The sequence below is a fragment of the Ethanoligenens harbinense YUAN-3 genome, assembly GCF_000178115.2.
Classification (GTDB): Bacteria; Bacillota; Clostridia; order Oscillospirales; family Ethanoligenentaceae; genus Ethanoligenens; species Ethanoligenens harbinense.
On sequence record NC_014828.1, the window covers coordinates 2,828,724 to 2,848,284 of the forward strand.

Genomic DNA, 19,561 nt, shown 5'->3' on the forward strand with positions numbered 1-19,561 from the left:
ACGACATCTGGATTCCCGGGCCTTTTGGGGCAGGTAGTTGCCTACGGGCAAGAAAAAAAGGAGCGCGCCTTCCTCGGCACAACTCCTCCCGGTGCGGCCAGCCTGCGCTGAGAGCAGGACGGCTTTGCATACGAAAACGGATTTATTTCGTCTTCTCTTCCACATAGTGGACAATATCGCCCACTGTTTTCATGTGCTCGACATCTTCATCCGGAATTTCGATCTCAAATTCTTCTTCGAGCGACATAATCAGATCGACGACATCCAGAGAATCTGCTCCGAGGTCCTCGATGATAGAAGCCTCCAATGTAACTTTATCTTCTTCCACATCCAGTTGCTCACAAAGCGTCTCTTTCACCTTTTCAAATACCATTCGTTGTCCCTCCTTCACGTTGTGATCAACGGCCTTTTGGGTAAGAACCGTCCACCGGCGATTTTTACAGCGGCCGCCGTGCAGGCGGCAGGCGGCAACGTCGGTCTATGCACGTGCCAGAACCATTATCGGACTTCCACCGTATCAAGTCCAATCGCTCTCTTATTCTACATGCGCTTGCCCCGCTTGTCAAGCGGGCAAGCGCAGCCTGCGCTAAGGTTCAGGCAGGTTTTGCAGCGGGCATCATATACACACAGCCTGCACACCTGCATGTGTGTAGAAAAGGCATCGGGCACACCCGCGCTTTACAAATTCATTCGGCAAACAAACCCACCTGACGGAATTTTTGATACCGCCGCTCCAGCATCGTTTCCTCCGGAAGACCCGCGATGCGCTCAACCGCCTGCCGGAGATACTCGTCCAGCGCCGCAGCCATCGCCTGTGGATCGGCCTGTGCGCCGCCTTCCGGCTCAGGGATGATGGTATCGGCCACGCCGAAGCGCACCAGGTCGGGCGCCGTCATTTTGAGCAGCTCGGCGGCCTCCTGCTCGCGCGTGGCATCTTTCCAGAGGATGCTGGCGAACCCGCGCGGCGAAATGACCGAATATACCGCATTTTCCAGCATAGCCAGCTCATCGCAGACGCCGAGCGCCAGCGCGCCGCCGCTGCCGCCCTCACCCATGATGACACTGACGATCGGCGTGCGGATGCGGAAGAGCTCCATGATGTTGCGGGCGATGGCCTCGCCCTGGCCGCGCTCCTCTGCGCCTACGCTGGGGTTGGCACCCTGGGTATCCACCAGGCAGATGACCGGCCGGTGGAACTTTTCCGCCTGCCGGATGAGGCGCAGCGCCTTGCGGTAGCCCTCCGGGCTGGGCATGGCGAAATTGGCGCGCCGGTTCTCTTCAAACGTGTGCCCTTTCACCATGCCGACCACCGTCACCGGCCGGTCGTGAAACAAGGCGACCCCGCCAAGAATAGCACCGTCGTCCCCGAAGCAGCGGTCGCCGTGCAGCTCGAAGAAATCGTCGAACAGCTGCGGGATATAGTCGTGAATAGTCGGCCGGCCTTTGCCGTGCACGATCTGGATGCGTTCCCACGCACTGCGCTCAGCCATGCCGCGCACCGCCTTTCGTATGCATTCGGAGAAGCCGCGCCAGTGTGGACTTCATGTCCGCACGCGTGACAATCGCGTCCGCGAAGCCGTGCTCCAACTGGAATTCGGCGGACTGGAACGCATCCGGCAGGTGCTGGTGGATGGTCCCCTCGATCACACGGCGCCCCGCAAAACCCACCAGCGCTTTCGGCTCGACGAGGATGATGTCCCCCAGCGAGGCAAAACTCGCGGTCACGCCGCCGGTGGTGGGGTCGGTCATCACCGTGATGTAGAGCAGGCCGGCGTCGCCGTGGCGTGCCACCGCCGCCGAGGTCTTGGCCATCTGCATGAGGGAAACGATGCCCTCCTGCATGCGCGCGCCGCCGGATGCCGTGAACAGCACCACCGGCAGCCTTTCCCGGGTGGCATATTCAAATGCACGGGTGATCTTTTCACCCACCACCGAGCCCATCGACGCCATCATGAACCGGCTGTCCATCACGCCGACGACAGCCTGTTCGCCATCGATGCGGCCCTGCCCGGTCACCACCGCGTCGCGCAGGCCCGTTTTCTGGGAGAGAGTCTCCACTTTCTTCTCATAATCCGGGAAATCGATCGGGTTGAGAGAATGCATCGACGTATCGAACGCGGAAAAACTGTCTTCATCCACGGTGAGCGCCAGCCGATCGGCGGCGGAAATACGCGCGTGATACCCACATTTGGGGCAGACCTGCAGGTTTCGCGCGAATTCTTCTTCCAATGTGGCCGCCCGGCAGCGCGGGCACTGGAACCACAGGTCTTCCGGGATGTTGACGCCGCTGCCCGCGGCATGCGGCAGTGTTACATCCGCCATGCGGCTCTTGACGTTTTTAAACAGGTCTTCGAGCAATTGGATTCACCTCTCGTCGGGCACACGGCCCACAATGACAGCCGGCAGACCATCGTGCGTCAGCGCGATGCGGCGGACTCTGCCTTTTTCTGTGTCTGCAACTGCTTGCGGTCCAGAAAGCCCACGTCCACGTTTCCGGCCAGAAAATCGGGGTCTTTCAAGATGGCAAGCTGGTAATCAATGTTCGTATCCACGCCTTCGATGAGAAATTCCGCGAGTGCCCAGCGCATTTTCCGGATGGCTTCGTCGCGCGTGGGCGCATAGGCGATCAGCTTGGCGATCATGGAATCGTAATACGGCGGGATGGCGTAGCCCTGATACACCGCGCTGTCGATGCGGATGCCTGGGCCGCCGGGCACATGCAGCGAAGCAATCCGCCCCGGAGACGGGCGGAAATTCTCAGCGGGGTTTTCCGCATTGATGCGGCACTCGATGGCATGCCCTTGGGGATGGATGTCTTTTTGCCTGAAAGGCAGCGGTTCGCCGCTTGCGATGAGGATCTGTTGCTTGATGAGGTCGATGCCGGTCACCAGTTCGGTGATGGGATGCTCCACCTGAATGCGGGTGTTCATCTCCATGAAATAGAAGTTATGGTTTTTGTCTACCAAGAATTCGATGGTACCCGCGTTTTGGTAGCGGCAGGCCTTGGCGGCGCGCACGGCGGTCTCGCCCATCACGCGGCGCATTTTGTCGTCCAGAATGATGGCCGGGCTCTCCTCCAGCACTTTCTGGTGACGGCGCTGAAGCGAGCAGTCGCGCTCGCCTAGGTAGACCGTATTGCCCGCCTGGTCGGCCAGGATCTGGATCTCCACATGATGCGGGTCGATGATGTATTTTTCTAAGTAAACGCCCTCATTGCCGAACGACGCGCCGGCCTCGCCGCGGGCGGCGGCGATGGCGTCTTCCATTTCGTCGGGCGTATGCACTTCGCGGATACCGCGCCCGCCGCCGCCCGCCGTAGCTTTCACCATAACGGGGTAGCCGATCGCGTCGGCGACTTTCCGCGCGTCCTCCAGCGACTCGATCAGCCCGTCGGAACCCGGCACCACCGGCACGCCCGCCTTCTGCATCGTTTCGCGCGCGCGAGCCTTGTCGCCCATCAGCTCGATGGAGGAGGCATCCGGCCCGATGAAGATGACGTTGCAGCGCTTGCAGAGATAGGCAAAGCGCGCGTTTTCCGAGAGAAACCCGAAGCCCGGATGGATGGCTTGCGCGCCGGTAAGCTCGCATGCGGCGAGGATGGCACCCATGTTCAGATAACTGTCGCGGCTGGGGGCAGGCCCGATACAGACCGCCTCGTCGGCGATCTCTGCGTGCAAGGCGTTTTTGTCCGCCTGTGAATACACCGCCACCGTGCGAATGCCCAGTTCCCTGCACGCACGAATGATGCGCACGGCGATTTCGCCGCGGTTGGCAATGAGGATCTTGTTGACCATGTATCTACTGCTCCCTGTCTGTCCGGATGCGGTCACGCCCTGCAAACGGCTCATTTACCGGCAGGTTCGCTGACGGCGAACGAGATCTCGGCCGTTACGGCTTTTTTGCCGTCCACGCTGGCTACGGCAGTGCCAAAGCCGACCGGTCCCCGGAATTTATTGACGGTCACTTCAAGGGTAAGCGTTTCGCCGGGCAGGACGGGACGGCGCCAGCGCACCTTGTCCGCACCTGCGAACATAGCAACTTTGCCCTGGTTTTCCGGCATGGAAAGCACACACACCGCGCCCGCCTGTGCGAGCATCTCCAGTGTGAGCACGCCCGGCTGCACCGGCATGCCCGGAAAATGCCCTTTAAACCAGTATTCGTCTTCTTTGAGGTGCTTTTGGGCGACCACATGATGCCCCGGCTCCAGTTCCACGATCTCATCAATGAGCAAGAACGGGTCACGGTGCGGGATCACCGCTTTGATCGCTTCTTTATCCATCACAACCGCCATGCGCCTGTTCCTCTTTTCCTGTTTGGTGCGGCCGCGGCATCACACGATGCGCAGCACCGGCTGGCCGTATTCCAGGCTTTGGCCGTCGCGCACGTAGATTTCCTCCACCGTGCCATCGTATTCGCTGGTGATCTCGTTCATCAGCTTCATGGATTCCACGATGAACAGCACATCGCCTTTCTGCACCCGCTGCCCCACTTTGACGTACGCCGGTTTTTCCGGCGACGCCGACGCGTAGAACGTGCCCACGATGGGGGACGTGACCACATTGCCGCACACATCCGCCTGCGCCGGCTGCACGTCCGCCGCCGGCTCCGCGGCCGCGGGCGCAGCCGGCACGGCCACCGGCGTCGAAACGACCTGCATCGGCTGTGCCTTTTCCACGCTGAGCTTAAAGCCTTCTGTTTCCAGCTTGAGGGTGGAAAGTCCCGATCGGTCCACCTCGTCGATGATTGCCTTGATAAAGTCGATATTCAGTTCCATGATGCTTTTTCCCTCTTTCGCCCGCGTCCGAACGCATGCCCGGCACGTTCTGCTTTTTCTTTGAACCGAACAGCCGACGGATCAGCCGCGGAATTTCTTCAGGCAGACCGTTGCATTGTGCCCTCCAAAACCCATGGTGTTGGACAGGGCATAGTCGTAATCCAGCTCGCGCGCGCCTTCGGTGACATAATCGAGGTCGCAGACCGGATCTTTCACCTTGTAGCCTACGGTGGGGGGCACCACGCCGTCCCGCAGCGAGAGTGCGGCAACGATGGCTTCCACCGCACCCGTAGCGCCGAGCATATGCCCGGTCATCGACTTGGTGGAGCTGACGCAGAGCTTGTCGGCATGCGCGCCGAACAGCGTGTGGATGGCTTTGGTCTCGGTGCTGTCGTTGGGCGGAGTGGAGGTGCCGTGCGCGTTGATGTAGCCGATATCGTCCGGCTGCAGGCCCGCGTCTTTCAGGGCAAACTCCATGGATTTGGCCAGCCCAAGGCCCTCCGGGTCGGGGCTGGTGATGTGGTAGGCATCATTGGTGGTGGCATAACCGACCATCTCGGCGTAGATCTTCGCGCCGCGCGCTTTGGCATGCTCCCATTCCTCCAGGATGAGCACGCCGCCGCCTTCACCCATGACGAAACCGCTGCGCTCCGCATCGAACGGGATGGAGGCGCGGTCGGGATCGGTGCTGGTGCAGAGAGCCGTCATGTTGGCAAAACCGCCCAGCGCAAACGGCGTGATGGTCGCCTCCGCACCACCGGCAACGGCCGCATCGGCATAACCGTCCCGAATCGCGTGGAACGCTTCGCCCACCGCATGGGTGCTGGAGGAACAGGCCGTCACCGTCGCGTAGTTCACGCCTTTGAACCCGGTGCGCATGGCGACATGCCCGGACGCCGCGTTGGCGATCATCATCGGGATCATCAGCGCGGAAACACGGCCCGGCCCTTTCTCCACGAATTTGGAGTGGTTGGACTCCAGCGTCTGCAGTCCGCCCACACCGCTGCCGATCATAACGCCCACGCGGAAGGGGTCGAGGTCGGCGAAATCGGTGCCGCAGTCGGCCAGCGCGATCACCGCGGCAGCCGTGGCGAAACGCGCATAGGGGTCGAGGCGCCTTGCCTCATGTTTATCCATATAGGCTTCCGGGTCAAAATCCTTCACCTGCGCCGCAAGCGAGATTTTCTGGCCCGTCATATCCACATTTTCCACTTTGGCGATGCCGTGGCGCCCGGCCCTGATGTTTTCCCAAAACGTATCCACCGTGCAGCCTACGGGAGTGATGACGCCCACACCGGTGATTGCTACTCTACGCATATTCAACCTCCGCAAGTTCATTGTCCTGCCGCGCCGGGCGGCGCGGGCACAGACACTTCTATCCAAAGACCCAACAAAGGTTCCGTATTTTTACATAATCATGCCGCCGTCCACCACCAGCACCTGCCCGGTGATATAGGCGGCTTCTTCAGAAACAAGAAACGCCACCGCGTTTGCCACATCCTCGCAGGTGCCGGCTCGTTTCAGCGCGATGGAAGCAAGCGCCGCTTCCCGCACCTTTTCCGGCATGGCCTCTGTCATGGGTGTGTCGATGAAGCCGGGCGCGACGGCGTTCACGGTGATACCGCGCGCCCCCAGTTCCTTGGCGGCGGTCATGGTCATGCCCACGATACCGGCCTTGGCTGCGGAATAATTCGCCTGGCCCCGGTTGCCGTAAAGCCCCGCCACCGACGTGATGTTCACGATCGCGCCGTGCTTCGCTTTTATCATCCGCTTGCCCGCATGCCGCATCATATTGAACACGCTCTTGAGGTCGGCGGCGAGCACGGTGTCATACTGCTCCTCGCTCATCTGCACCAGCAGCGCGTCTTTGGTGATGCCGGCGTTGTTCACCAGCGCGTCGATGCCGCCGAACCGGCCGACGACCTCTCCAACCATCCGCTCGCACTGGGAAAAATCGGCCACATCGGCCACAAAGCACGCGGCTTCCACGCCGAATTCCCTGCACTGTGCCGCGACGGCTTCTCCGCCTTTTTCCACCGAAGACTGCGCGTGACAGCCCACCGCGATGTCATAACCCTTCCGGGCCAGTTTGATGGCGATGGCCGCGCCGATCGAACGCGACGCGCCGGTCACCAGGGCGCATTTGCCCATGCCGTTTCCTCCTTCTGCATCGCCGGAACGCCGGCGCTCCACGAACATCCTGTTTTCACATAAAAAGAGGGCCTACCATTCAAAAACGACCGCACCGCAGGTCAATCCGCCGCCAAAGCCGGCCAGCGCCACCTTGTCGCCGCGTTTAAGCCGCCCGGCCGTTTCCAGTTCCGCCAGGCAAATGGGCACCGACGCGCAGGACGTGTTGGCGTAACGGTCGATGTTCACATACATTTTTTCCATCGGCACATGCAGGCGGTCGGCCGCTGTTTCAATGATGCGCAGGTTGGCCTGATGCGGCACGATGAGGTCGAGGTCCTGCACGTCGATGCCCGCACGCGCACACGCACCGGTCACCATGTTGGGGATGGCGTGCGCCGTGAACCGGTAGACCGCCCGGCCGTCCATCTTCATGCAGTTCCCTTTGGTTTCCATATATTTCGCGTATTTGGGGTCGTCTTTCTCTGTGGAAAACGGGGTGTCCAGCGGGAGGGCGCGCGCCAGCAGCGCAGCGCCGGTCCGCCCGTCGCTGGCCATGCAGGATGCATACAGTCCCTCGCTTCTCTGCACCACGGCCGCGCCCGCGCCGTCTCCGAACAGCACGCAGGTTGAGCGGTCGGTGAAGTCCAGCGATTTGGACATATTTTCGCTGCACACGATCAGGACGTTTTTGGCCGAGCCGGTGGACAGGTAGCCCCGCGCCACGTCCAGCGAGTACACAAACCCGCTGCATGCGGCTTCCATATTCCAGCAAAACGCATTGTCCGCGCCCAGCTCATCCTGCACCGTGCAGGCGATAGTGGGGTAAAAGTAATCCGGCGTGATGGAACAACTGATGATGACGTCGATCTCTTTCGGGTCGATGCCCGCGCGCTTGACCGCCTGTTTGGCCGCCTGCACGCCCATATACCAGTTTGGCTCGCCTGTGGAGAAATGGCGCTCCCGAATGCCCGTGCGCTGCACGATCCATTCATCCGATGTATCGACGAATTGGGTCATTTCATCGTTGGTGACCACCCGCGACGGCACATACATTCCGGTTCCGGCAATAAATACGCCCGACATGGCCGCACCCCCTTGCGTACTGTAGTATGTTATGTTATATTGAGTATTGATAGCTCACCCGGAAATGAATTTTTTTTAAATGCGGCATGCATTATCTGTGATGAAGCGCCCGCCACCTGTCGGTGGGGCAATGCTCATCATTCCAATATTATATGGGTTTGGCCGATTTGTCAAGGCGCACCGCCTTGTCGATAGCCGCAGCCCGTTTATGGGAGCGATGCAATTTGGGTAAAACAGCCTTTTTATTCTCCGGACAGGGCGCACAGTATCCCGGCATGGGCGTGGACCTGTGCGCAAATCATCCGGTCGCCGCGCGTGTATATGAGGAAGCCTCCGAGGCGCTGGGCTTCGATGTACTGGCACTTTCGCGGGACGGCGATGGGGAAACGCTTGCGAAGACCGCCGTTTCCCAGCCGCTCATCTTCACGCTTTCGCTCGCCGTTTTTGCGGTTTTGAAAGAAAACGGCGTAATGCCGGACGCGGGCGCCGGCTTTTCGCTGGGTGAAGTATCGGCTCTGGCCGCCTCAGGTGCGCTGGACGCGGCCACCGGGTTCGCGGTGATCGACGCGCGTGCGAAAGCCATGCAAAAAGCCGCCGAGGAGACCGGCGGAACGATGTTCGCCATTCTGGGCGCGGAAGAAAGCGCGGTGGAAAAAGCCTGCGCCGACGCACCGGGATATGTCGCCCCGGTGAACTACAACTGCCCGGGCCAGATCGTCATCGCGGGTGAAGAAGCCGGCGCCGTGGCGGCCGCGGAAACCCTGCAGGCCGCCGGTGTCAAGACCGTGCGGCTGGCGGTGAACGCGGCGTTCCATTCCCGGCTGATGGCATCCGCTTCGGAGTCCTTTTATGAAGCCATCCGGGGCTTTTCCTTCACCGCGCCCACATTCCCGCTCTTTTCCAACGTGACGGGCGGCACACTGGAAACAGACAGTATCCCGGACTATCTTAAACGGCAGATGGTCAGCCCCGTGCGGTTCTCGGATGAGATCGCCGCGCTGGAAGCGGCAGGGTTCGACACGTTCCTGGAACTCGGTCCGGGCAAGACGCTCTGCGGCTTCATCCGCAGGGGCATTAAGGGCGCACGCACCTTCCCGCTGGACGACAGTGCAAAAATTGAAAAATGTCTGCGCGCACTTGCGGGCTGATCTGAAATCATGCAAAGCACAGCAACGGCGGCTGCGGTTGACCTCATATCTGTATACGACATATTTGAAACCGTCATGACGTAATGGCGGTTTTTCTTTATCATACTGTTCACTCTGTCATCTACGGGACCTGTTCGGTCCGGTATGCCAAAGGCATTTTGCCGACCGCGGTACAGCACGGCAGACCCGCCCCCGGCAAACAGGGCATGCTACCAACGACGTATCCAGGTGGTTCCCATTTATTGATATTGGAGGAGTTATATATGGGTCAATTTGCATACGGCCTCATCGGCCATCCACTCGGGCACAGCGTCTCCCCGGAGATCCACCGGCGCCTGTTCGCGCTTTCCGGCGTGCCGGGCACCTATGAACTGTTGGATTTTCCGCCGGAAGAACTGGAAGCCCGGCTGCCAGCTCTGCGGGCACTCGACGGTTTCAACATCACCATTCCCTACAAGCAGACATTTCTGCCGCTGCTCGACACGGTGGACGGCCGCGCGGCGCGCTATGGTGCGGTGAATACCGTGAAATGCGCGGAAACCGGCATGAGGGGGTTTAACACCGACGTGACCGGGTTCCTGCGCGCGCTCGCGCAGGCGGACATCCCGCTTTCCGGCCACGTGCTGCTCTGCGGCACGGGCGGCGTCTCGCACATGATGGCCTGTGAAGCGCTCGAACGCGGGTGCACCCTGACGGTGGGCGCGCGCACCTACGGCAAGGCTTCCGCTTTCGCCGACGAACTCACCGCGCGCTACCCGGGCAGCCAGGTGGAACCTTCCGCTCTGGCCTACCTGAGCGGGAGCTTTGATCTCATCCTCAACGGCACCCCCGCCGGTATGTACCCAAACGTCAAAGAACTGCCGGTGCCACTGAACGTCGCACGGTCGTCCCGTGCGGTGTTCGATGCGATCTACAACCCTACCGAGACAACATTGCTGGCCCGCGCGCGCGCCGCGGGGGCCAAAACACAGAACGGCCTGTCCATGCTGGTGTGGCAAGCTGCCGCGGCGCAGGAGATCTGGACGGGCAAAACGTTTGCCCCCGAAGATATCGACGCGCTGTGCAGGGAGATGGCCGTCTACATAAAGGAGCATTTTGCATAAACGATGAAAAACGTGGTGCTCTGCGGCTTCATGGGCAGCGGGAAATCGAGCGTAGGTGCGGCGCTGGCCGCCCTGACCGGCGCACGGTTCGTGGACATGGACCGCTATATCGAAAAGCAGGAAAACAAGCGCATCCCTGCCATTTTCCACGAAAAAGGTGAGGGCTATTTCCGCCAGTTGGAAAGCCTGGCTGCGGCCGCCCTTTCCAAAGAAAGCGGACAGATCATCGCCACAGGCGGCGGTGCCGTGATGCGCGCCGAAAACGTGCAGGCGTTCCGCAGCGGCGGTGTCATTGTGCTGCTGGACGTGCCGCTGCATGTGGTGCAGCGGCGCCTGCGCGGCGACCGCTCCCGTCCGCTGCTCAACACGCGCGACCGCGGGCGCGCCCTGCGCGAATTGTATTGCAAGCGCTTGCCGGTCTACCGCGCCGCCGCCGACCTGGTGGTGGAAAACCGCGGCGCCCTGCCCGTCTCACAGATGGCAGGGCGTGTGTGGGAAGCCGTGCGGGCTCTGCCCGCCTTTCAGGAGAATGCCGGCCCCACCGGCTGAACCGCGCGCTTTGCAAGGCGACGCGTGCCCCTTTCAAAAGCTTTAGGGCTTTTAGATGTTAAAATCCCAAATTTTCTATTGACAAGCGCTGCCATTTGGTTTAAGATAAATGCAGTTGCAAAAAGGAGGATACAGTCTCATGGCTTCCAGCAAGGCTTTTGCATTTTATGGCACATTTTTTCCGGGCTTTTACTTTAGCACCGGTAATTTGTGCTGCGAATATGCAAAACCATGAGATTGTATCGCTACATCTGATACGTTGAACACCTGCGGGGCTCATGGAAATGAGCCCCTTTTTATTTTGCGCGCAGGGGCAAGTGCAAAACCATTGTGGAGGGTTTAAAACATGATCGTGGTACTGAAAAACGGCGTAGGCAAGGAACAGCAGGACGATTTAAAACGGTTTCTGGAAGGATATGGCGTAAAAGTGAGCGTAACAGAAGGAACGCAGACCACCATCTTCGGTCTGCTGGGCGATACGTCCAACATTGATATCAACGCGGTGGAAGCGCAGGACGCGGTGGAGACGGTCAAGCGCGTGCAGGAGCCTTACAAAAAGGCCAACCGTAAATTTCACCCGGACAACACCGAGGTCAAGGTGGGCGACCTGGTTATCGGCGGCAAAAAGCTGACCGTTATCGCCGGCCCGTGCTCGGTGGAATCGGAAGAACAGATCGTGGAAATTGCCCGGCGCGTCAAGGCGGCAGGCGCCACGATGCTGCGCGGCGGCGCCTTCAAGCCCCGCACCTCGCCCTACTCGTTCCAGGGCCTGCACGCCGAGGGGCTGGAACTGCTGCGCATCGCGCGCAAAGAAACCGGCCTGCCCATCGTCACCGAGATCATGAACACCGAAGACCTCGACCTCTTTGCCGATGTGGACGTCATTCAGGTAGGCGCGCGCAGCATGCAGAACTTTGAACTGCTCAAGGAACTGGGCAAAACCGACAAACCCATCCTGCTCAAACGCGGCCTGGCCAACACCTACGAGGAAATGCTCATGAGCGCCGAATACATCATGGCCGGCGGCAATGAGAACGTCATCCTCTGCGAGCGCGGCATCCGCACCTATGAGACCTTCACCCGCAACACGCTGGATATCTCCGCCATCCCGGTGCTCAAGCGCCTGTCTCACCTGCCGGTCATCATCGACCCGAGCCATGCGGCCGGCCTGCCGTGGATGGTGGAGCCGCTGAGCAAGGCCTCCATCGCCGCGGGCGCCGACGGTCTCATCATCGAAGTGCACAACAATCCGGCCAAAGCCCTCTCCGACGGCGCGCAGTCCCTCACGCCCGACCAGTTCGACGGCATTATGGAACGTCTGGCGCCGCTCGCGCAGGTCGTCGACCGCACCCTGTAAACGCATATTATTATGGAAGAAACATTGGATGTACCCTTTACCCGCGCGGGCGTGGCCGGCTTGGGGCTGATCGGCGGCTCGCTCGCGCTCGCGCTCCGGCAGGCGGGGCTGTCTGTGACAGGATACGACATCGACACAGCGACCGTCCGGGCGGCAAACACGGCGGACATCGCAGCTTCCACGACGCCGGACGCGCTGTTTGACACGGATATCCTCTTTATCGCACTTTACCCCGACGCCACCATCGACTTCGTGCGCACGCACGCGGCACGCATCAAACAGGGCGGACTGGTGGTGGACTGCTGCGGCATCAAAACGCGTGTGGTGGAAGCGCTCACAACAGTGGCGGCGGAAAACGGTTTCACATTCATCGGCGGGCATCCCATGGCGGGCAGCGAATTCGGCGGGTTTGGCGCCGCGCGCGCCGATCTGTTTGCGGGCGCGAGCTTCCTGCTCACCCCGCCCGACCCTCAAATGCCGCAGTTGGCGCCGCTGGAAACGCTGCTGCGCCGCATCGGCTGTGTGCCAAACGTGACCGACCCCGCGCACCACGACCGCATGATTGCCTTCACCTCCCAGCTGCCCCACGCGCTGGCCTGCGCCTATGTGCTAAGCTCCTCCTGCCCGGGGCACGCAGGGTTTTCGGCGGGCAGCTACCGCGACGTGTCCCGCGTGGCGCATATCAACCCCACGCTCTGGGCGGAGCTGTTCCTCGAAAACCGGGACGCCTTCTGCGCCGAGATGGACGAGATGATCGACCACCTGCAAACCCTGCGGAACGCGGCGGCGGCAGACAATCGAAAATCGCTGGAAGACCTGCTGAAAAAGGCACGCAAACGCAAGGAACTGGACAACCTACAGCAACGATAACACATGACAGCGGTGAACGGTATTGCAGTTTTGCAGGAAAGCAACGCAAATCATTTCGACCGGGCCGTGAAGTCAAGACCAATACACAAAAGAAGGGAAAACGCATGGCGGACATCATTCCGGTAAAAACCGGACGGGCGTATGACATCCACCTCGGGCGCGGCATCCTCGCGGAAACCGGCCGGCTCGCGGCGGGCGTGGCGCGCACCCGAAAGGCCGTGATCGTGACCGATACCCACGTCGGCCCGCTGTACGGCGCGCGGATAACGGCCAGCCTGGAGGCGGCGGGGTTTGAAGCGCCGCTTTATGCCTTCGAGGCGGGCGAGGCGTCTAAAAACATGCGGACTTTGCAGGCGCTTTACCGCTTTTTCGCGCAGAGCGACCTGACACGCGCCGACCTTGTGGTGGCACTGGGCGGCGGCGTGGTGGGTGACGCGGCGGGCTTTGCCGCCGCCACCTATATGCGCGGCGTGGATTTCATCCAGGTGCCCACCACGCTGCTGGCGCAGGTGGATTCCTCGGTGGGCGGCAAAACGGCCGTGGACCTGCCCGAAGGCAAAAACCTGGCGGGGGCGTTCTGGCAACCCCGGCTGGTCGTCTGCGATCCCGATGTGCTGGATACGCTGGACGATGAGAATTTCGCCTGCGGCATGGGCGAGGTGGCCAAGCACGCCTGCATCCGCAGCCGGGCGCTGTATGACCGGCTGCTCGCCTGCGGAGATATCCGCGCGGAACTACCGGAAATCATCGCGGAAAATGTGCGCATCAAGCGCGACGTGGTGGAACACGACGAGCGCGAAAAGGGCGAGCGGATGCTGCTGAATTTCGGGCACACGCTGGGCCACGCCATCGAAAAATGCCTGCATTACACAGGTATCAGCCACGGGGCGGCGGTGGCGGCCGGCATGCATCTCATCACCCTGCACGCGGAACAAAACGGGCTGACGCCGCCCGGCACCGCCACGCGGATCGACACGCTTCTGAAAAAATATGGCCTGCCCACCGCTTCTCCGCTTCCGCTGGAAGAAGTGGTGCATGCCGCGCTGAACGATAAAAAGCGCGCGGGCGGCAGCATCCATCTGGTGCTGCTCAAAGGCATCGGGGATGCATTCATCCACACCGTGCCGGTGGCCGATCTGCCCGCATTCTTCGGGCTGAGCGCGTAAACGCTTCCCATCGTTTTTACCGCAAAAACCGAACGGAGCAATCCGTTCGGTTTTTTGGACAGGACGCGCTGTGCGTCGCCCAAAACATGGTATAATAATACAGGCGCCTGCCAAAAAGCGGGCACAGTCTTGCACATTCCGGCCCCCAGCGGGCCCACGGATAGAAAGGGTTGGATCATGGGAACTGTACGCATTCGCGCGGGCAAACTGGTCGGCGGCGTTACGCCGCCGCCCTCCAAAAGCGCCGCGCACCGGGGCATCATCTGCGCCGCGTTGGCAAAAGGCGCGGGCCGCATCACCCCGTTTGCCGAATCGGACGATATGCGCGCCACCATCGGCGCCATGCGCGCGCTGGGCGCTTCCATCCGTGCAGAGGACGGCGCGCTGCTGGTAAACGGCACCGATACGTTCCGGAACGTATCGGGCACCATCGACTGCCTGGAATCCGGCTCCACACTGCGTTTCCTCATCCCCATCGCGGCGGTCTGCGGCGCAGACTTTACGTTTGAAGGGCACGGGCGGCTTCCCAAACGCCCCATCGGTCCCTACCTCGACTGCCTGCCCAAAGCGGGCGTGACCTGCCTCACCGAGGGCGGCCTGCCGCTTTCGATTCGCGGCGCGCTGCGGCCCGGCACATTCACGCTGCCCGGCAACATCAGTTCCCAGTTTATCACCGGCCTGCTGCTCGCCCTGCCGCTTCTGGACGGGGACAGCCGCATCCGCCTGACCACCCCGCTGGAATCGGTCGGCTACATTGACCTGACGCTCGATGTGCTGCACGCGTTCGGCATCGAGATCCGGCAGACAGCGGACGGTTACGACGTGCCCGGCAAACAGCGCTACACTCCGCGCGACTTCACGGTGGAAGGCGACTGGTCGCAGGCTGCGTTCTGGCTGGCAGCCGGCGCACTGGGCGGTTCTGTCACCGTGCGCGGCATGCGCACCGATTCCAAGCAGGGAGACAAAGCCATCGTAGACCTTCTGGAACAGTTCGGCGCACGCATCACCCGCGGGCCGGACGGTGTGACCGCTGCCGTCGCACCCCTGCACGGCATTGCAATCGACGCGGCGCAGATTCCCGACCTGGTGCCCATCCTTGCGGCCACGGCCTGCTTTGCCTCCGGCACCACCACCATCCAAAACGCGGCGCGTCTGCGCATCAAGGAGAGCGACCGCCTGCACACCATCGCCGTGGGCCTCACCGCACTGGGCGCGCGGATCGAGGAACTGCCGGACGGGCTGGTCATCCGCGGCCCGCTGTCAAGTATCACCGAGCCGCCGGTGCTGGATGGTGCAGGCGACCACCGCATCGTGATGGCCCTTTCGGTCGCGGCCGCGCACACCGTATGCGGCGCGAAAATCAGCGGGGCGGAAGCCATCCGGAAATCGTACCCCGCCTTTTTCGCAGATTTTCACACGCTGGGAGGGAACACGGATGTCATCGACTTGGGGTAACCAACTGAAACTCTCCATTTTCGGGGAATCGCACGGCAAAGGCATCGGCGTGGTGCTGGACGGCCTGCCCGCCGGGCAGTCCATCGACCAGGACGAACTGCTGGTGCAGATGGCGCGCCGCGCGCCCGGCCGCGACGCTACGAGCACGGCGCGGAAAGAAAGCGATTTTCCCGAGATCCTCTCCGGGCTGTATCAGAACACCACCACCGGCACGCCGTTGAGCGCGATCATCCACAACAGCGACACTCACTCCAAGGATTACGCCGACCTGAACAGCCATCCGCGCCCCGGCCATGCGGATTACACCGGAAACGTGCGCTACAGCGGGCACAACGACTACCGCGGCGGCGGGCACTTTTCCGGCCGCCTCACCGCGCCGCTCACCTTTGCCGGCGCGGTCTGCCGCCAGATCCTTGCGCGGCGGGGCGTCTCCATCGGCGCACACCTGCTCGCAGCCGGGAATGCAACAGACACGCCGTTCGACCCCATGGGCATGCCCGACCACGTGCTGTCGGCGCTGGCGGCATCCCCTTTCCCCACGCTGACGCGTGACGCCGAACAGGCCATGCGGCAGCAAATCGAAAACGCCAGGCTGGACGGCGACTCGGTAGGCGGCATTGTGGAGTGCATGGCTACCGGGCTGCCCATCGGCATCGGCAGCCCGATGTTCGGCGGCGTGGAAAACCGTATGGCTTCGCTGCTGTTCGGCATCCCCGCTGTCAAAGGGCTGGAATTCGGCGAGGGCTTCGGCGCGGCAGCCCTGCGCGGCAGCACCAACAACGACGCTTATGTTTATGAAGGCGTTCGTGTACGCACCGCCACCAACCATCACGGCGGCATTCTGGGCGGCATTACCAGCGGCATGCCGCTGGTGTTCCGCGTGGCGTTCAAGCCCACGCCGTCCATCTTCAAGGAACAGCGCACAGTGGATCTCGAAGCCCACGCGGAGGTTCCGCTCACCATCCACGGGCGGCACGACCCCTGTGTGGCCGTGCGGGCCGTACCGGTGGTGGAATCGGCGGCCGCGGTTGCTTTGCTGGACCTTTTCCTGGAGGCGTATGGCTATGAATTTAGATGAGGCGCGCGCCCAAATCGATCAAATCGACAAAGAAATGGTCAGCCTGTTTGAGCAGCGCATGAACGCGGTTCTGAACGTGGCGCGGTATAAAAAAGAACACGGCATGGTGGTGTTCGACCCCGCGCGCGAAAGCGCCGTGCTCGACCGGGTGCGGGAATCGGTTTCCCCCGCGCTGGCAGACTATGCCGTTTCCCTCTGGGAATCGCTGATGGAACTGGCCAAATCACTGGAACGCAGCATCATCGCGTCCGATTCACCGGGTGTCCAGGCTATCAGGGATCTGGCCGCCAACGCCGGCAGCCCTATTCCCCACCCGCGCGTGGCAGTACAGGGGGTGGCCGGGGCCTATGCCCATCTGGCGGCAAAACATATGTATCCGGACGGTGACATCTCTTTTTGCGAACGTTGGGCAGACGTATTTTACGCACTGCAGGACGGTTTATGCGACTATGGTATACTGCCTGTGGAAAACTCCAGCGCCGGAGCGGTAGCGGAAGTATACGACCTGATGCGCCAGTTCAAATTCTACATCGTCAAGGCCTATCCGCTGCCGGTGAAACATTGCCTGTTGGGCGTGCGCGGTGCAACCCTCCGCGATATCCGGCATGTCTACACCATCCCCATCGCCTATATGCAGTGCGCCGATTTTTTCAAACAGCATCGCCATATCCAACAGGTTCCCGTTGCCAACACCGCCATAGCCGCACAACAAGTTGCCCGTCTCGGTGACAAGACCTGCGCGGCACTCTGCTCGAGGGAATGCGCCCAGTTATACGGACTGGATGTCCTCGCGGAGCATATCCAACAGACCTCCACCAACTGCACCCGGTTTATCTCCATTTCGCGCCATCTGGAGATTCCACCGAACGCAAATAAGATCAGTCTGCTTTTCACTCTGCCGCATGTTACCGGCTCGTTGCACCGCACACTTGCGCGCTTCGCGCACGGCGGTCTGAACCTCACCAAAATCGAATCCCGGCCGAACCCGGACAAAAATTTCGAGTACGTGTTCTATCTCGATTTCACGGGAACACTGGCGGCACCCAGCACAGCCGAGCTGTTGGGCAACCTGTGGGACGAATTGGTCGTGTTCCATTTTCTCGGGAACTACTACGAACCCAAAGCCTGACCGGTTCTGGGCGGCGACAGGCTGTGCCGGACAAGCGATAGAACCACAAACGGCGCCCCGCACATGGGGCGCCGTTTGTGGTTCTATCAGGGTATGAACAACTGCCGCGCGCTCGGCGCGGCATTCAAATTCAGATGTTGTAGAAAGCGGCAAGGCCCGGGAAGTTGGCTTCCGCACCCAGCTGTTCCTCAATGCGGAGCAGCTGGTTGTATTTCTCCACGCGCTCGCTGCGGCTCGGGGCACCGGTCTTGATCTGGCCGGCGTTGAGGGCCACGGCCAGGTCGGCGATGGTGGTGTCGCCGGTTTCGCCGGAACGGTGGGAAATGATGGTGGTGTAGTTGTGGCGGTGGGCCAGCTCGATGGCGTCGAGGGTCTCGGTCAGGGTACCGATCTGGTTGACCTTGATCAGGATGGCATTGCCGGCGCCCATTTTGATGCCCTTATCCAGGCGGGCCGGGTTGGTGACGAACAGGTCATCGCCCACCAGCTGGATCTTCTGGCCCAGCGCTTTGGTGAGTTCCGTCCAGCCGTCCCAGTCTTCTTCGGCCAGGCCGTCTTCGAGGGAGATGATCGGATATTTGGAAACGAGATCGCTCCAGAAGTTAATCATGTCGGTACGGCTGAGCTTTTTCTGGCTCTTGGTGAGCAGATAGCTGCCGTCTTCCTGATACCACTCGCTGGAGGCGGCGTCGATGGCGATGCGGAACTGCTCGCCCGGTTTGTAGCCGGCTTTCTCGATGGCTTCCAGGATGATCTTCAGCGCATCTTCGTCGGTGTCGAGGTTCGGGGCAAAGCCGCCTTCATCACCCACGGAAGTGGCAAGGCCGCGGCCTTTGAGCACTTTGGCGAGCGCGTGGAAAACTTCGGCGCACCAGCGAAGAGCTTCGGAGAAGGACGGGGCGCCCACCGGCATGACCATGAATTCCTGAATGTCAACGGTGTTGGTCGCATGCGCGCCGCCGTTGAGAATGTTCATCATCGGGACCGGCAGGGTGTGCGCGTTCACGCCGCCCAGGTACTGGTAGAGCGGCAGATCCAGCGCTTTCGCGGCGGCTTTCGCAGTGGCAAGAGAAATCGCCAGAATGGCGTTGGCGCCCAGGTTGGATTTACCCTCGGTGCCGTCGGCTTTCAGGAGAGCGGCGTCGACCGCGCGCTGGGAAAGCGCGTCCAGACCGATAACAGCCTCGGCAAGCGGGCCGTTGACGTTCTCGACGGCTTTGAGCACGCCTTTGCCGAGATATACGGATTTATCACCGTCACGGAGCTCCAACGCTTCGAATTGGCCGGTGGAAGCGCCCGACGGAACGGCGGCAAGACCGACCGAACCATCTTCGGTGACGACTTCCGCTTCAAGCGTAGGATTGCCGCGGGAATCTAAAATCTGGCGGGCATGGACATGCTCAATGTGCAATTCTGATTTCATGAGGAAACCTCCCTGTTCTAACATCTTCTTGCCCTGCAATGCAGAGCAAACCTGCGATTGGACATATATTTACCCTAATACTATAGCTCTTTTTGCCTATTTCTTCAAGTCTTTTTTCGCTTAAAGCGGAGAATTTTTAAAGCGCCGCCCTATGCGGCAGGCACAACCTTGAAATGGTGTAAAAATACAATAGCACAAAAGAAAACCAGTCGATTTTTTCCATGCGTTCTTGAAATCCGACGGCTAAATTATTATAATAAGAATGCTTTCCTGTTAGAGTTTGAAGTTTTTCT

19 protein-coding genes are annotated in these 19,561 nt (G+C 60.9%); 9 read left to right on the plus strand and 10 right to left on the minus strand.

What is annotated here, in order from left to right:
- Nucleotides 1–142: 142 nt before the first annotated feature.
- From ETHHA_RS13320 to ETHHA_RS13360, 9 genes are all read right to left on the minus strand, one after another.
- Nucleotides 143–373 (minus strand): acyl carrier protein, encoded by a 231-nt coding sequence (locus tag ETHHA_RS13320; protein WP_013486479.1) that lies wholly within the window; start codon nt 371–373, stop codon nt 143–145.
- A gap of 313 nt (nt 374–686) precedes the next feature.
- Nucleotides 687–1,490, minus strand: coding sequence for an acetyl-CoA carboxylase carboxyltransferase subunit alpha (locus tag ETHHA_RS13325; protein WP_013486480.1), 804 nt, complete (start codon nt 1,488–1,490; stop codon nt 687–689).
- Nucleotides 1,483–2,358, minus strand: coding sequence for an acetyl-CoA carboxylase, carboxyltransferase subunit beta (gene accD / locus ETHHA_RS13330; RefSeq protein ID WP_013486481.1), 876 nt, complete (start codon nt 2,356–2,358; stop codon nt 1,483–1,485). The genes ETHHA_RS13325 and accD overlap by 8 nt, the downstream gene beginning before the upstream one ends.
- A gap of 59 nt (nt 2,359–2,417) precedes the next feature.
- Complete coding sequence (gene accC / locus ETHHA_RS13335) at nt 2,418–3,794, minus strand: acetyl-CoA carboxylase biotin carboxylase subunit (RefSeq protein WP_013486482.1); 1,377 nt, start codon at nt 3,792–3,794, stop codon at nt 2,418–2,420.
- 50 nt (nt 3,795–3,844) lie between these two features.
- The gene (gene fabZ, locus ETHHA_RS13340) at nt 3,845–4,291 is read right to left on the minus strand and encodes a 3-hydroxyacyl-ACP dehydratase FabZ (protein WP_013486483.1); all 447 of its coding nucleotides are present in this window, start codon (nt 4,289–4,291) and stop codon (nt 3,845–3,847) included.
- 39 nt (nt 4,292–4,330) lie between these two features.
- The gene (gene accB, locus ETHHA_RS13345) at nt 4,331–4,774 is read right to left on the minus strand and encodes an acetyl-CoA carboxylase biotin carboxyl carrier protein (protein ID WP_013486484.1); all 444 of its coding nucleotides are present in this window, start codon (nt 4,772–4,774) and stop codon (nt 4,331–4,333) included.
- An 81-nt stretch (nt 4,775–4,855) separates the two neighbouring features.
- On the minus strand, nt 4,856–6,091 hold the full coding sequence (gene fabF / locus ETHHA_RS13350; RefSeq protein WP_013486485.1) for a beta-ketoacyl-ACP synthase II: 1,236 nt from the start codon (nt 6,089–6,091) through the stop codon (nt 4,856–4,858).
- 90 nt (nt 6,092–6,181) lie between these two features.
- Nucleotides 6,182–6,925: a 3-oxoacyl-[acyl-carrier-protein] reductase gene (fabG, locus tag ETHHA_RS13355; protein WP_013486486.1), complete on the minus strand. Its 744-nt coding sequence runs from the start codon at nt 6,923–6,925 to the stop codon at nt 6,182–6,184.
- 72 nt (nt 6,926–6,997) lie between these two features.
- Nucleotides 6,998–7,990, minus strand: a complete 993-nt coding sequence (locus ETHHA_RS13360; RefSeq protein WP_013486487.1) for a 3-oxoacyl-ACP synthase III family protein — start codon at nt 7,988–7,990, stop codon at nt 6,998–7,000.
- Nucleotides 7,991–8,214: 224 nt separating this feature from the next.
- Between ETHHA_RS13360 and fabD the strand changes: the two genes are divergently transcribed.
- The 9 genes from fabD to ETHHA_RS13405 all read left to right on the plus strand — a co-directional run bounded on the left by fabD (nt 8,215) and on the right by ETHHA_RS13405 (nt 17,845).
- Complete coding sequence (gene fabD, locus ETHHA_RS13365; protein WP_013486488.1) at nt 8,215–9,138, plus strand: ACP S-malonyltransferase; 924 nt, start codon at nt 8,215–8,217, stop codon at nt 9,136–9,138.
- A gap of 263 nt (nt 9,139–9,401) precedes the next feature.
- Entirely contained in the window at nt 9,402–10,241 is an 840-nt protein-coding gene (gene aroE, locus ETHHA_RS13370) for a shikimate dehydrogenase (protein WP_013486489.1), read from the plus strand.
- A 3-nt stretch (nt 10,242–10,244) separates the two neighbouring features.
- Complete coding sequence (locus tag ETHHA_RS13375; protein ID WP_013486490.1) at nt 10,245–10,790, plus strand: shikimate kinase; 546 nt, start codon at nt 10,245–10,247, stop codon at nt 10,788–10,790.
- 346 nt (nt 10,791–11,136) lie between these two features.
- Nucleotides 11,137–12,147, plus strand: coding sequence for a 3-deoxy-7-phosphoheptulonate synthase (aroF, locus tag ETHHA_RS13380; protein ID WP_013486492.1), 1,011 nt, complete (start codon nt 11,137–11,139; stop codon nt 12,145–12,147).
- 12 nt (nt 12,148–12,159) lie between these two features.
- Entirely contained in the window at nt 12,160–13,017 is an 858-nt protein-coding gene (locus ETHHA_RS13385; RefSeq protein WP_041686905.1) for a prephenate dehydrogenase, read from the plus strand.
- Between the two features lie 104 nt (nt 13,018–13,121).
- Nucleotides 13,122–14,183: a 3-dehydroquinate synthase gene (gene aroB / locus ETHHA_RS13390; RefSeq protein ID WP_013486494.1), complete on the plus strand. Its 1,062-nt coding sequence runs from the start codon at nt 13,122–13,124 to the stop codon at nt 14,181–14,183.
- Nucleotides 14,184–14,360: 177 nt separating this feature from the next.
- Nucleotides 14,361–15,638: a 3-phosphoshikimate 1-carboxyvinyltransferase gene (aroA, locus tag ETHHA_RS13395; RefSeq protein WP_013486495.1), complete on the plus strand. Its 1,278-nt coding sequence runs from the start codon at nt 14,361–14,363 to the stop codon at nt 15,636–15,638.
- Nucleotides 15,619–16,716: a chorismate synthase gene (gene aroC / locus ETHHA_RS13400; RefSeq protein ID WP_013486496.1), complete on the plus strand. Its 1,098-nt coding sequence runs from the start codon at nt 15,619–15,621 to the stop codon at nt 16,714–16,716. Before aroA ends, aroC begins: the two co-directional genes overlap by 20 nt.
- The gene (locus ETHHA_RS13405) at nt 16,703–17,845 is read left to right on the plus strand and encodes a bifunctional chorismate mutase/prephenate dehydratase (RefSeq protein WP_013486497.1); all 1,143 of its coding nucleotides are present in this window, start codon (nt 16,703–16,705) and stop codon (nt 17,843–17,845) included. Before aroC ends, ETHHA_RS13405 begins: the two co-directional genes overlap by 14 nt.
- 130 nt (nt 17,846–17,975) lie before the next feature.
- Here the strand turns inward: ETHHA_RS13405 and eno are convergent, their stop codons facing one another.
- Nucleotides 17,976–19,268 (minus strand): phosphopyruvate hydratase, encoded by a 1,293-nt coding sequence (gene eno, locus ETHHA_RS13410; RefSeq protein WP_013486498.1) that lies wholly within the window; start codon nt 19,266–19,268, stop codon nt 17,976–17,978.
- Nucleotides 19,269–19,561 lie beyond the last annotated feature (293 nt).